13 protein-coding genes are annotated in these 13,202 nt (G+C 73.8%); 8 read left to right on the top strand and 5 right to left on the bottom strand.

The annotated features are described in order from the left end of the window. Positions 1–247 precede the first annotated feature (247 nt). Positions 248–1,507, top strand: coding sequence for an amidohydrolase (locus AB0H28_RS09355; RefSeq protein ID WP_358036328.1), 1,260 nt, complete (start codon positions 248–250; stop codon positions 1,505–1,507). On the opposite strand, the gene AB0H28_RS09350 is transcribed toward AB0H28_RS09355, so the two are convergent. Further along, positions 1,464–2,414 (bottom strand): DUF4349 domain-containing protein, encoded by a 951-nt coding sequence (locus AB0H28_RS09350; protein ID WP_358036326.1) that lies wholly within the window; start codon positions 2,412–2,414, stop codon positions 1,464–1,466. The genes AB0H28_RS09355 and AB0H28_RS09350 overlap by 44 nt on opposite strands. Before the next feature lie 124 nt (positions 2,415–2,538). Here AB0H28_RS09350 and AB0H28_RS09345 point away from each other — a divergent pair, with 124 nt between their 5' ends. From AB0H28_RS09345 to AB0H28_RS09330, 4 genes are read left to right on the top strand one after another with little or no spacing between them, the layout of a single operon-like run. Then, positions 2,539–3,171 carry an MBL fold metallo-hydrolase gene (locus tag AB0H28_RS09345; RefSeq protein ID WP_358036324.1) on the top strand — a complete coding sequence of 211 codons (633 nt, stop codon included), beginning with the start codon at positions 2,539–2,541 and terminating at the stop codon, positions 3,169–3,171. Beyond that, complete coding sequence (locus AB0H28_RS09340) at positions 3,164–4,114, top strand: hypothetical protein (protein ID WP_358036322.1); 951 nt, start codon at positions 3,164–3,166, stop codon at positions 4,112–4,114. Before AB0H28_RS09345 ends, AB0H28_RS09340 begins: the two co-directional genes overlap by 8 nt. Positions 4,115–4,157: 43 nt before the next feature. Next, on the top strand, positions 4,158–4,898 hold the full coding sequence (locus AB0H28_RS09335) for a hypothetical protein (protein WP_358036320.1): 741 nt from the start codon (positions 4,158–4,160) through the stop codon (positions 4,896–4,898). Positions 4,899–4,939: 41 nt separating this feature from the next. Beyond that, positions 4,940–5,902, top strand: a complete 963-nt coding sequence (locus AB0H28_RS09330) for a GNAT family N-acetyltransferase (RefSeq protein WP_358036318.1) — start codon at positions 4,940–4,942, stop codon at positions 5,900–5,902. A 74-nt stretch (positions 5,903–5,976) separates the two neighbouring features. Here AB0H28_RS09330 and AB0H28_RS09325 read toward each other — a convergent pair whose 3' ends face one another. Continuing rightward, entirely contained in the window at positions 5,977–6,432 is a 456-nt protein-coding gene (locus tag AB0H28_RS09325; protein WP_278107801.1) for a gamma-glutamylcyclotransferase, read from the bottom strand. Between the two features lie 166 nt (positions 6,433–6,598). Between AB0H28_RS09325 and AB0H28_RS09320 the strand changes: the two genes are divergently transcribed. After that, positions 6,599–8,002: an NAD(P)H-quinone dehydrogenase gene (locus AB0H28_RS09320; RefSeq protein WP_358036316.1), complete on the top strand. Its 1,404-nt coding sequence runs from the start codon at positions 6,599–6,601 to the stop codon at positions 8,000–8,002. A gap of 282 nt (positions 8,003–8,284) precedes the next feature. Here the strand turns inward: AB0H28_RS09320 and AB0H28_RS09315 are convergent, their stop codons facing one another. Both AB0H28_RS09315 and AB0H28_RS09310 read right to left on the bottom strand, forming a co-directional pair. Continuing rightward, positions 8,285–8,479, bottom strand: coding sequence for a hypothetical protein (locus tag AB0H28_RS09315; protein ID WP_358036314.1), 195 nt, complete (start codon positions 8,477–8,479; stop codon positions 8,285–8,287). Further along, complete coding sequence (locus AB0H28_RS09310) at positions 8,476–9,117, bottom strand: DedA family protein (protein WP_358036312.1); 642 nt, start codon at positions 9,115–9,117, stop codon at positions 8,476–8,478. Before AB0H28_RS09310 ends, AB0H28_RS09315 begins: the two co-directional genes overlap by 4 nt. A gap of 247 nt (positions 9,118–9,364) precedes the next feature. Between AB0H28_RS09310 and AB0H28_RS09305 the strand changes: the two genes are divergently transcribed. Together AB0H28_RS09305 and thrS are read left to right on the top strand one after the other, a co-directional pair. After that, on the top strand, positions 9,365–9,643 hold the full coding sequence (locus AB0H28_RS09305) for an excalibur calcium-binding domain-containing protein (RefSeq protein ID WP_358036310.1): 279 nt from the start codon (positions 9,365–9,367) through the stop codon (positions 9,641–9,643). A 219-nt stretch (positions 9,644–9,862) separates the two neighbouring features. After that, positions 9,863–11,080, top strand: coding sequence for a threonine--tRNA ligase (gene thrS, locus AB0H28_RS09300; RefSeq protein WP_358036308.1), 1,218 nt, complete (start codon positions 9,863–9,865; stop codon positions 11,078–11,080). A 73-nt stretch (positions 11,081–11,153) separates the two neighbouring features. On the opposite strand, the gene AB0H28_RS09295 is transcribed toward thrS, so the two are convergent. Then, complete coding sequence (locus AB0H28_RS09295) at positions 11,154–13,154, bottom strand: ABC transporter ATP-binding protein (protein WP_358036625.1); 2,001 nt, start codon at positions 13,152–13,154, stop codon at positions 11,154–11,156. Positions 13,155–13,202: the final 48 nt, after the last annotated feature.

The raw sequence follows: 13,202 nt of genomic DNA, 5'->3' as shown, positions 1-13,202 counted from the left end.
ACGACGGCTCGCTGTTTGGTGACCGATGAAGCGGTTACGCGTTGTAGGAGGTGGGGAGCAGATGACGGCGTCCGACCGCGATCTACCTGCTGTCCCGCAGATATTCGAGCGCTCTCACCAGGGCATTCGTGACGCTACGCGGTCCGACCGCTACGGGAAAGACGTTGCGCAGCGTCACCGTCGGGGGTCTAGGCTGTCTGCTGTCCTACCCGATGATCCATCCCTCTCTAGTGATCGAGAATTCGACGTGACGAGTGCGTTGACGCTGCCCCCGGGCGGCCCGCTGGCGTCGTCCCGGCCCGAGTCGCCGACCGGTTCCCAGCCCCTGCCCTTCGAACTCGACCATCTGCTCGCGCTGCGGGTACCCGGCCTCATCGCGACCCGCCGTCACATCCATTCCCACCCGGAACTGTCGGGCGAGGAATTCGAGACGGCGGCCCTGGTGCACCGCGAGCTTTCCCTCGCCGGGCTGAACCCGCGCCTGCTGCCGAAGGGCAACGGCGTCATCTGCGACATCGACGGCCGCCCCGACGGGCCGGTGATCGCGCTCCGCGCCGACATCGACGCGCTGCCGCTGGGCGACCCGAAGGACGTCCCCTACCGGTCGACGGTGGAGGGCGTCTGCCACGCCTGCGGCCACGACGTGCACACCGCGGTGATGCTCGGCGTCGGCATGCTGCTCGCCCAGCTCGCCGACCTCGGCCAGCTCGACGGCCGGGTGCGGCTGATCTTCCAGCCGGCCGAGGAGATCCTGCCCTGCGGCTCGCTCGAGGTCATCGAGGCCGGCGGCCTGGACGACGTGGTGCAGATCTTCGCGCTGCACTGCGACCCGAACCTGCCGGTGGGCAAGGTCGGCCTGCGGGTCGGCCCGATCACCGCCGCGGCGGACAACGTCACCGTCCGGCTCACCGGCCCGGGCGGGCACACCGCCCGTCCGCACCTCACCGTCGACCTGGTCGACGCGCTCGGCCGGCTGGTCACCGAGGTGCCGACGCTGATCAGCCGCCGGGTGCCGGCCAACAGCGGGCTGCTGCTGGTGTTCGGCCACGCCTCGGCCGGCACCCGGTACAACGTCATCCCGTCCGAGGCGTGCGCCGCCGGCACGCTCCGGGTGATGGACCGGGACACCTGGAACCAGGCGCCCAAGATCGTGGCTCAGGTGGTGCGGGACGTGCTGGCGCCGACCGGCGCCACCGTCGACCTGGAATACCTGCGGGGCCGGCCGCCGGTGACCAACGACGCGGGGGCGATCGGCGTGTTCACCGCGGCGACCGCGTCGGCGCTCGGCCCGGAAGGCATCGCCGAGACGCCGCAGAGCATGGGCGGCGAAGACTTCTCCTGGTATCTGGAGCACGTGCCCGGCGCGCTCGCCCGCCTCGGTGTCGGCCGCGACGGGCCCAATGTGGACCTGCACCGGGCCTCTTTCGACGTGGACGAGCGCGCCATCGAGGCGGGCGTACGCCTCATGGTCCAGACCGCGCTGCGGGCACTGGCGGCGGCGCGCTGACCGGACCGCCGAGCGGCCCCGCCGGGTTCGGGCCGGCCGGCGGCGGCGTCCGCCGGGCCCGCCGGCGTCGCCACCGCAGCAGCAGCCACAGCGGTACGCCGATCACCACCGCGAACGGCAGCACCGCGCCGAGCACGGTGAGCAGCACGCGGACCGAGGTCAGGAAGACCGCCCAGCCACCGCCGAGGCCGCTGAGGAAGCCGAGGTCGGCGCCCTCGTGGGCGGTGCTGGCGTCGCGACCCAGGAACGTCACGGTGATGGTGGAGAGCGCGGTGAGGTCGGCCAGCCGGCGCTTGCGCGCCTCCAGCGCGGCCAGGTCCGCCTGTCGGGTGCCCACCTCGTTTTCCAGCGTGACCAACTGGTCCACCGAGTCGGCCCGGGCGAGCAGCTTGCGGGCGCTCTCCACCCGGGCCCGCTGGGTGGCGATCCGGGCGTCCAGGTCGACCACCTGCTCGGTGACGTCCTCGGTGCGGATCTCCCGGCTCTCCTGCCGGCCGTAGCCGGCCAACTGGTCGATCACGCCGGCGAACTTGTCCGCCGGCACCCGCAGGGTCAGCACCGCCCGGGCGTCGGCCGACCGGCTCGACCGCCGGTCCCCGCCGACGAAGCCGCCGGCCGCGGTGACCACCGTGGTCGCCTCCCGCGCCGCGGTGTCCACGTCGTCCACCCGGACCTGCATCGTGCCGGTGTAGATGATGGACCGCTGGTCCACCCGCAGGTCGGCGCCGCCCGTCCCGCCCGGCGCCGCCTGGTCGCGCCCCGCGCCGGCGTCACTGCCGCCCTCCGCGGCCGGTGCCGCCGCGTCGTTGCCGCCGCTGTCCCCGCCCGCACTGCACGCCCCCACGGCCAGCGCCGCGACGAGGCCCACCGCGACCAGGGCCACGCCCCGCACCCGTCGTCCGACCATGCTCCCCGCTCCGTTCCTCGACGGCCCCGCGAGCCGGGGCCGATACCTCGGACGCGACGCGGTGTCGCGCCGGTTCCGGCAGACTGCGCTGAGGACGTCACGATTCGGTAATCGAGGAGTCACGATGCAGCTCACCAAGTACGCCCATTCCTGCCTGCGGGTAGAGCACGACGGTGCGGTGCTCGTCGTCGACCCCGGTGTCTTCAGCGCCGCGGCGCAGGCGCTGGACGGGGCGGACGCGGTGCTGATCACCCACCAGCATCCGGACCACGTGGACGTCCCGGCGTTGACCGCCGCGCTCCAGCGGCGGCCGGTGCCGGTGCACGGCCCGGCGTCGCTCGCCGACGTGCTCGGCGACGCCGCCGAGGCGCTCGTCGCGGTCGCGCCCGGCGAGTCGTTCACCGCCGCCGGGATGCCGGTGCGGGCGTACGGGGGCCAGCACGCCGTCATCCACCCGGACATTCCGGTGATCCAGAACCTGGGTTACCTCCTCGACGACGTGGTCTACCACCCGGGCGACGCGCTGTTCGTCCCCGACGACGTGCGGGTGGACACGCTGTTCGCCCCGATCCACGCGCCCTGGTCGAAGTTCTCCGAGGTGCTCGACTTCATCCGCGCGGTCGCGCCGCGGCGGGCGTACGCGCTGCACGACGGACTGCTCAACGCCAACGGCTTCGGCGTGCTGGACCGGCAGTACGCCGCCATGTCGAACACCGACTACCGCCGTCTGGAGCCGGGCACCCGGATCGATGCCTGAGGTCCCCACCGAGGTTCTCCGGCGGCTCTACGCCGCGCCGCCGGACAGATTCGTCGCGGCCCGGGACGCCGCCGCCGCGCAGGCGCGCGAGGCCGGCGACCCGGGCACCGCCCGGGAGATCGGCCGGCTGCGGCGGCCCACAGTCGCGGCCTGGCTGGTCAACCTGCTCGCGATCCGGCGACCCGAACTGGTCGCCGACCTGGCCCAGCTCGCCGAGTCGCTCCGCGCCGCGCAACGCGACCTGCGCGGCGGCAAGCTCCGGGAACTCTCCGCCCAGCGCCGCGCCGTGGTGGGCGCGCTGGTCGCCGAGGTACGCCGGCTGGCCGCCGCCGAACCCGCCGCGCCGCCGGCCGGGAAGCTGCCGCTGGGCGAGGTGGAGGCGACGCTCAACGCCGCGCTCTCCGACACCGACGTGGCCGAGCGGGTGCGCGCCGGCCGGCTGCTGCGGGCCAGCCACTACGCCGGCTTCGGTGAGGTGCCCCGTCCCCAACTGCGGCTGGTGACCGGTGGCGAGGAGGAACCGCGGGCGGCCGGCGCGGCGAAGTCCGGCGTACCGGATCGGGCGGCCGAGCGGGCCGACGCGCGCCGGGCCCGCGACGAGCGGGCGGCGCGGGCCGAACGGGCCAAGCGGCGGCGGGCGGCCACCCGCGAACTGGAGAAGGCCCGCGCCGAGCTGGACCGGGCCGGGAAGGAACTGGCCGGCGCGGACGCTGCCGAGCGGGACGGCGCCGCCACGCTGGACCGGGTCGAGACCGAGCTGGCCGAGCTGGAGCGCCGCCGGGCCGTGGCCGAGCAGGAGCTGAGCCGGGCGCGGCTGGCCCGCCGGGGGGCGGAACGGGCGGTCACCGCCGCCCGCCGTCGGGCCGGCGAGGTGGAGGCCGTGTTGGAGGCGCTCGACGCCGAAGAGGGGGATGCCGAGGCCGGTGACGAACAGGCAGACTGAGCGTGATGAACGGCCACGGTGGACGGACGGCGGTGGATCGCCGATGACTCCGGAGCAGGTCGCCGCTGCCTGCAAACCGCTGGTGCTGGAGCTCGGGGAGGCGTTCTCCCGCTGCCCGTCGACCCTGCGGCGGGCCCGCTTGCTGGGCATCTCCGGGTGGGCGTTCTACATCACCGGCCGGGCCGGCGCGCTCGGCGACGTCCGTGCCGAGACGGTGGCCTCGGCGCTCGGCTTCATCGCCCCGGAGGCCGTCGCGGACGGCTGGGACGCCGCGGCGCGCGCGGTGCTACCGCTGGAGGTGGCCGCCGCCAACCTGGCGGAGTGCTGCCGGTGGGGCACGTCCCGGCTGGGCGACGCGCCCGACGTGGCTCGGCTGGCCGGACTGCTCGACCGGGCCGTCGACGCGGCGGACGGCAGCGCCATGCCGCTCTTCGCCGCGTGGCGGGCCATGCCGATGCGGGACCCGTCCGCCGGCGCCCGAGCCGCCGTCGGCCTGCTGTTGCTGCGTGAGCACTTCGCCGGCGCTTACCTGCTGGCCGTGCGGGCCGCCGGGTTGACGCCGCTGGAGGCGGTGCTGGCCGGGCCGGAGGGAGAGGCGGGCGCCGCCGCCTGCGGATGGACGCCCCCCTACCCGCCGGTCGGGCCGCTGGTGCGGCGCCGGATCTGGGCCGAGGCGGTGACCGACCGGCTGGTGTCCCCGGCGTTCCACGCGCTCGGCGCGGTCGGCGGCGCGGAGCTGGTCGACCTGCTCACCGCCGCGCGGCTGCACGCCCGGCGAGGATAAATGGGAGGCGCGGGGGCGGTCCGACTGCCAGGATCTGCCGCGTGACGCTCCCTGCCGGGTGGACCGCCCGCCGCCCCACCCTCGACGACGTCCCCGCGATCCTGGCGGTGGTGCACGCCGCCGACACGTTCGCGGTGGGCCATCCCGACTTCGACACCGAAGACGTACGGGACGCGCTGACCGCGCCGTTCGTCGACCCGACCCGGGACTCCTGGCTGGTCGACGACCCGGACGGCACGGTGGTGGCCTGGTCGATCCTGAGCAACCCGACCGGGGTGGGCCGGGAGTGGGTGGACGTGCTCGTCGACCCGGACCGGGGCGTCGAGCTGCGCGCGCCGCTGCTGGCCCGGCTGCTCGACCGGGTCGCCGACCGGGCCGCCGAGCGGGGCCTGCCCGCGCTGACCGTGCGCGCCGGGGCCTACCGGCCCGAGACCCGCTGGGCGGGCGAGCTGGCGACCGCCGGGTTCACCCGGGTCAAGCGCTACCTGCGGATGAGCCGGTCCCTGGCCGACCTGCCCGCCGAGCCGACGCCGCCGGCCGGCCTGACGATCCGGCCGCTGCGCCCGGACGACGAGGCCGACCTGCGACTGTTCCACCGGATCTACGACACGGCGTTCCGGGACACGCCGGATCACGAGCCGCTCGACTTCGACCGCTGGCGGGAGCTGCTTCCCTCCTCCGGCAAGGTCTGGGACGAGTGGTTCCTGGCCGAGGTCGACGGTGAGCCGGCCGGGGCCCTGCAATCCTCCGACCAGGCGGTCGACCAGGGTGGGGGCTGGGTTCGGACGCTCTCGGTGCTGCCGGAGCACCGTCGACGCGGGGTGGGCGCGGCGCTGCTGCGCCGGGCCTTCGCGGTCTACGCGGCCAAGGGCCGGGCCCGCGCCGGGCTGGGCGTGGACCTGGCCAACCCGACCGCGCCGGTCACCCTCTACCGCTCGGTCGGCCTGGTCGAGGAGCACTGGGTCGACATGTACGAGCGGAGCGTGCCCGCCACCCTGGTGTGACCCGGGCCCCCCGCATCGGGGTCGCCCGGCGGCCGACCGGCCGCCGGGCGCACACTGTCGGGGTGGGAGACGCGCTACGCGGACGCCGTGCCGGTGGGGCGGGACCGCAGCTCGGTGACGTAGTCGTCGGGCGCGCCCGCCTTCTCCGCCGCGTTCGCGATCTCCGACAGGTACCACGACGTCGGCAGGCCGCCCTCGTACCCGTCGAAGACGTAGACCCACGCGGTCACGTCCCCGTCCAGCGTCGAGACGCGGACGGTCAGCTTGCGGTAGGTCCCGGCGGTCACGCCCTCGATCTCGTCGAGCTGGGCGGCGTCGTACGGGTGGATGTCGTAGAGCGCCACGAAGACCCGGTCACCGGGGGCCTCGACCACGGTGCTGACCGAGCCCTCCCAGCCGATGACGTCCTCGCCGGCGAAGGTGAGTCGCCACCCTTCCAGCCAGCCGGTGCCCACCATCGGCGAATGCGGACAGTAGGCGCGCATGCGAGCGGGGTCCAGGTTTGAGCCGTAAGCGGCGTAGAGACGCACGGCGACGACGATAGTCCCGTCGGCGGGTGGGGGAGAATACGACGGTGCGTGTCGGACGCGACGGGGAGAAGAAAGTCACTGTGAGCACTGACGAGAGGACGGCTGTGGTGAGCGCGAGGAGCGCAGCGAAGCGGAGCCCCGCAGTCGCGAACGAAAGGATGGCTCTGTGAGCCAGATCGTGATCATCGGCGGTGGGCCGGCCGGGTACGAGGCGGCGCTGGTCGCCGCCCAGTTGGACGCCGATGTCACGGTGGTCGAGGCGGACGGTGCCGGCGGCGCGTGCGTGCTCTCCGACTGCGTGCCCTCCAAGACCTTCATCGCCAGCTCGGAGGTGGTCACCGGCTACCGGGACACCGAGGAGTTCGGGGTGCACTCCGACGGACTGGAAGCGGTCACCGTCGACGCCCGGGCGGTGCACGAGCGGGTCAGGCGGCTCGCGCTGGCCCAGTCCGCCGACATTCACACCAAGCTGGTCAAGGCCGGGGTGGAGTTCGTCGCCGGCACCGCGCGGCTCGGCGAGGACACGCTCGGTCACACCCACCAGGTGATCGTCACACCGGCCGACGGCTCGCCCGCGTATCCGATCGGCGCGTCCACGGTGCTGGTCGCCACCGGCGCGACCCCCCGCCAGCTCCCCACCGCCGTGCCCGACGGCGAGCGCATCCTGACCTGGCGGCAGGTCTACGACCTGCCCGAGCTGCCCGAGCACCTGATCGTGGTGGGCTCCGGCGTCACCGGCGCCGAGTTCGCCAGCGCCTACCTGGCCATGGGCGTGCCGGTGACGCTGGTCTCCAGCCGGGACCGGGTGATGCCGCACGAGGACGCGGACGCCGCGATGGCGATCGAGCGGGTGTTCCGCAACCGGGGCATGAGCATCCTCAACAACTCCCGGGCCGAGGCGGTGCGCCGGGCCGGCGACGGCGTCGAAGTGGTGCTCTCGGACGGCCGCCAGGTCACCGGCTCGCACGCGCTGATCGCGGTCGGCTCGATCCCGAACACCGCCGACCTGGGCCTGGCGGAATACGGCGTCGAGCTGGCCCGGGGCGGCTACGTGACGGTCGACCGGGTCTCCCGGACGAACGTGCCGGGCGTCTACGCGGCCGGTGACTGCACCGGCGTCCTGCCGCTGGCCAGCGTCGCGGCCATGCAGGGCCGGATCGCCATGTGGCACGCGCTGGGCGAGGCGGTCCGGCCGCTGCGGCTGCGTACCGTCGCGGCGAACGTCTTCACCGACCCGGAGCTGGCGACGGTCGGCGTCTCGCAGGACGAGGTGGACGCCGGCAAGACCCCGGCCCGCCAGGTGATGCTGCCGCTGTCCGGCAACGCGAGGGCGAAGATGGACGACCTGGCCGACGGTTTCGTGAAGCTGTTCTGCCGGCCGGCCAGCGGCCAGGTGATCGGCGGCGTGGTGGTGGCGCCGAAGGCCAGCGAACTGATCCTGCCGATCACCATGGCGGTGGAGAACAACCTCACCGTCAACGAGCTGGCCCACACCATCACCATCTACCCGAGCCTGTCCGGCTCGATCACCGAGGCCGCCCGGCAGCTCATGCTGCACGAGCTGGAGTGACGCCGGAGGGAGCGGTCGCGGTTGTCGCTACGGCCACCGCCACTGCGCGATCAGAGGAATCGACGATCCTGGTCATCAGCGTGGCGGCCATTCGAACTGACTTGGGGACGAGCATCTTCCAGTTGTCGGCGGTGTAGCGGGCGAGGCACCGGATGCCGAAGTTCCCCCGTGCCCCGGTCCGCCGATCGCGCGGGCGGTGAGCATCTGCGCGATGGCCAGCACGTTGACCTTGGCGCTACGGCCCATGAAGAGCTGGTCAGCCAGGGCCGACACGGCGGGGGACTAGTCGACCGAGGCCCCGGCCGGGGCCGGCGGGTCCGGCTCCTCGCCGGCCCGGTCGGGCCGGGCACCGTCGACCGCGGCCAGCATCTGCTTCCTGAGTTGCCGGCGTCGGGCCACCCGCTCGGGGTCGTTCCAGGTGGGGTCGGGTCGTCGGGCCTGCGTCCCGACATCGCGCCAGTTCGTCCCGTCATTCATGATCGTTCTCCTCCGCTGTGGTCACCTGCTCGTGGTGTCGCTCCGGCCGGCTGGGGCTGCCGGGTGCTGAGCCAGGTCATCACCCAGCCGGCCGCCGCGAACCCGAGCGCGGCCAAGCCGCCGATCAGCAGCAGCCGCCAGCCCGACTGGGTGAGCGCCCTGCCGCCCAGATGACCGACGAGCGTGCCGTAGCCGGCCCAGCCGACGGCCGCCACCGCCTCGTAGCCCAGGAAGAGGCGGTACGGATAGCGGCTGCGGCCGGCCGAGAAACAGGCCGCCATCCGGCCGCCGGGCACGAACCGGCAGAGCAGGATCACCAGCGGCCCGGGCTCGCGCAGCCGGCGGGTGGCCCGGGTGACGGCCCGGCGGGCCCGCCCCGGCGTCGCGTCCCGGTTCGCCCGTCGGGCCGGCGTGGTGCGGCCGAGCAGGTAGCAGGCCAGGTCGCCGACGAAGACGCCGGCCGCGCCGACCGCGATGGTGAGCGGCAGGCTGAGCCCGCCGTAGACGGTCAGCGCGCCGGTGGTGATCATGACGATCTGGGTCGGTACCACCGGAACGAAGGCGTCGGCGACCAGCAGCGTCAACAGCAGCGCGTACGCCCACATGGGCGACGCGACGCCGGCGATGAGGTCAGCCATGACCGCCGCCGGGGATCGGGCGGGGCAACGGATCCGTGCGCACCGGCGTACCGTTGACGGGACGCGGCACCGGTGCCGTCGGGTCCCCCGTTCCCGACGCCCGGGCCGCCGCGGGTCGCCGGCAGGTCCCGTGCCGGCGACCCGCACCCGGCCTCCGCTGTCGGGCCTGCGACAGCACGCCTCCCTGAGCGCCCTCCCTCGATACGATCTTGGGCGCTCTCAGCAATCCCGCACAGGAGGCTCCTCGATGGTTTCCACCCTGCTCCGGGGCGTGCTCGCCCTGACCCTGGCGGCCGGCGGCGGCGCGCTCGCCGTGGCCGGTCCCGCCGAGGCGGCGGCAGCCAAATACAAGAACTGCACCTCGCTCAACAAGACCTACAAGCACGGCGTCGGCAAGAAGGGCGCGAAGGACAAGGTGCGCGGCACCACCAAGCCGGTCACCACCTTCACGGTGTCCAACACCGTCTACGCGAAGAACACCCACCTCGACCGGGACAAGGACGGCGTGGCCTGCGAGAAGCGCTGACCGGGCACGGGCGGCGTCGACCGGAAAAGCCGTCGACCCGTCCGGTCCGCCGGCCGTAAGGTCGAGGCATGCGCAGCGCGGTGAGGACCACGACGCCGGGTGTTCCCGGCGCGCCGCACTGACGTTTCCGTCGACGAGGCCCCGGGGCGATCCGCTCCGGGGCCTCGCGGCGTTCCGAGCCCACTCGCCTCCGGGTCGTACCCGATCAAGGAGAGCGACATGATCGACCACCGTAGGCTCGGCCGGGAGCTGGAGCTGTTCGTCTCCGATCCGCTGGCCGGCGCCGGCCTGCCGATCTGGCTGCCGGCCGGCGCCGCCGCCCGGCACGCCGTGGAGGAGTACGTGCGGGAGTTGGAGCGCCGGGCCGGCTACCGGCACGTCTACTCGCCGCCGCTGGGCAAGCGGGAGCTGTTCGAGCGTTCGGGGCATCTCGGCTACTTCGCCGACGACATGTTCCCGCCGATGCGGCTGAGCGGCGACGACGAGTTCGTGCTCCGCCCGGCGCTCTGCCCGCACCACGCGCTGGTGTTCGCCGCCCGCGGCCGGTCCTACCGGGAGCTGCCGCTGAGGGTCGCCGAGCTGGGCGGGATGTATCGGGCGGAACGCTCCGGGGTGCTCGGCGGCCTGTCCCGGGTGCGCGCCATCTCGCTCAACGACGCGCACAACTTCTGCGCGCCGGAGCAGGTCGGCGACGAGGTCCGGGAGATCCTGCGGCTGATCGGCGAGGCGCACGCCGCGCTCGGCGTCCGGCCGGCCGGGTTCCGGCTGTCGGTGCGCGGGCCGGGCCAGCGGTACGTCGGCGACGACGCCGGCTGGGCGCGGGCCGAGGACCTGCTGCGCGCCGCGCTCGACGGGGTGGACGCCGTCGAGGCGCCCGGCGAGGCCGCGTTCTACGGCCCGAAGATCGACGTGCAGATCGTGGACGCGGGCGGCCGGGAGTCGACCATCTCCACCGTGCAGCTCGACTTCGACAAGCCGGAGCGGTTCGACCTGTCCTACACCGGCCCGGACGGGCGCCCGAAGCGGCCGGTGATGGTGCACCGGAGCCTGGTGGGCAGCATGGAGCGGCTGTTCGCCTACCTGATCGAGGTGCACGAGGGCGCGTTCCCGGCCTGGTACGCCCCGGTGCAGGTGCTGCTGCTCCCGGTCGACGACGCGCAGGCCGACGCCGCCCGGCGGCTGGGCGCGGAGGCGGAGGCGGCCGGGCTGCGGGTCGAGGTCGACGCGGGCGGTTCGCTGGGCGCCCGGATCCGCGACGCGGCCAGCCGCCGCGTTCCGTACGTCGGGGTGGTGGGCGCCCGGGAGGCGGCCGAGGGTGCGGTCTCGCTGCGCCTGCGTGACGGGCGTGGCCTCGACCCGATGCCCCGGGCGGACGCGTTGCGCCTGATCGGCGCCGTGGTCGCGAGCCGGTCGGCCGACCTGCTCCCGCCGGCCTGACCCGGCCCCGCCGCCCGGGTGACCCGCGGTCACCCGGGCGGTGCCCGGTGTCGGGGCTGTCGCGGGGTCCATCTCAGTTCCCGACCGGCGCGCCGGTGGGACGCATCCCGGCCGGCGGGCCCGGCGCAGCCGGCACCTCGTCGGCGAGCACCGCACCGGTGAACTGCGCCCGGTAGAGCCGGGCGTACGCGCCGTCGGCGGCGACGAGCTGGTCGTGGGTGCCCTGCTCGACGATCCGGCCCCGCTCCATCATCAGGATCAGGTCGGCGTCGCGGATGGTGGAGAGCCGGTGCGCGATGACGAAACTGGTCCGGTCCGAGCGCAGCGCCGCCATGGCGCGCTGGAGCAGCACCTCGGTGCGGGTGTCCACCGAGCTGGTCGCCTCGTCCAGGATCAGCAGCGACGGCTCGGCCAGGAACGCCCGCGCGATGGTGATGAGCTGTTTCTCGCCGGCGCTGACGTTGCTGCCCTCGGAGTCGATCACGGTGTCGTAGCCGTCCGGCAGGCTGCGGACGAACCGGTCCACGAAGGTCGCCCGGGCGGCGGCGAGGATCTCCTCCTCGGTGGCGTCCGGCCGCCCGTAGGCGATGTTGTCCCGGATGGTGCCGCCGAAGAGCCAGGTGTCCTGGAGCACCATGCCGATCCGGCCGCGCAGGTCGTCCCGGCGCATCTCGCTGATGTCCACCCCGTCCAGGGTGATCCGTCCGGCGTCCAGCTCGTAGAACCGCATGACGAGGTTGACAAGCGTGGTCTTGCCGGCGCCGGTGGGGCCGACGATGGCGACCGTGTGCCCCGGGTCGGCGACCAGGGAGAGATCGTCGATCAGCGGCTTGTCCGGGTCGTACCGGAAGGAGACGTGCGCGAACTCGACCCGGCCGTGCGGGTCGGCGATCCGGGCCGGGTCGGTCTGGTCGGCGCTCTGCTCGTCGGCGTCGAGCACCGCGAAGACCCGCTCGGCCGAGGCCACCCCGGACTGGAGCAGGTTCGCCATCGACGCGACCTGGGTGAGCGGCTGGGTGAACTGGCGCGAGTACTGGATGAACGCCTGCACGTCGCCGAGGGTCATCGCGCCGGAGGCCACCCGCAGCCCGCCGACGACCGCGATGGCGACGTAGCTGAGGTTCCCGATGAAGAACATCGCCGGCATGATGATCCCGGAGACGAACTGGGCGCCGAAGCTGGCCGTGAACAGCTCCTCGTTCTTGGCGTGGAAGGCGGCCTCGACCTCCTTCTGCCGGCCGAACACCTTGACCAGCTCGTGCCCGGTGTACGCCTCCTCGATCTGGGCGTTCAGCTCGCCGGTGTGCGTCCATTGGGCGATGAACTTGCGCTGCGACCGCTTGGCGATCTGGCCGGTGACGAGCACCGACAGCGGGATCGCGACCAGGGCCACCGTCGCCAGCAGCGGCGAGATCCAGAACATCATCCCGAGTACGCCGACGACCGTGAGCAGCGAGGTGAGCAGTTGGCTCAGCGTCTGCTGGAGCGTCTGCTGGACGTTGTCGATGTCGTTGGTGACCCGGCTCAGCAGCTCGCCGCGCGGCTGCTTGTCGAAGTAGGGCAGCGGCAGCCGGTTGAGCTTGTCCTCCACGTCGGCGCGCAGGCGCAGCACGGTGCGCTGCACCACCCCGTTGAGCACCCAGCCCTGCGCCCACATCAGCACGCCGGCGACGACGTAGAGCGCGACCGCGAACGCCAGCACCCGGCCCAGCCGGCCGAAGTCGATGCCCGCGCCCGGGACCACGTCCATCCGGGCCAGCATGTCGGCGAAATTGCCGTTGCCGGCTGCCCGGGCCGCGGCCACCGCCGCCTCGGTGCTGGTGCCCGGCGGCAGTTGCCGCCCGATCACCCCGTTGAAGATCAGGTCGGTGGCGTGCCCGAGCACCTTCGGCCCGACCACGCTCAGGCCGACGCTGGCCAGCGCCAGCGCCAGCACACCGGTGAGTTGGACGCGGTGCGGTCGCAGCCGACCCAGCAGCCGTCGCGCGGACGGGCCGAACCGCATCGCCTTCTCGGCCGGCATGCCCATGCTCATGTGCGGCGGCCCGCCCGGTCGCCGCCCGGCCGGCGGCAGCCGCTTCGGCTCACCCTGCTGCTGCGGTACGGCCTTCGTGCCCTCACG

Origin of the sequence: Micromonospora sp. NPDC050980 (genome assembly GCF_040653835.1) — a bacterium.
Lineage (GTDB): Bacteria > Actinomycetota > Actinomycetes > Mycobacteriales > Micromonosporaceae > Micromonospora.
Note: the sequence above shows the minus strand (reverse complement) of the source record. Positions and strands in the feature narration are given on the sequence as shown.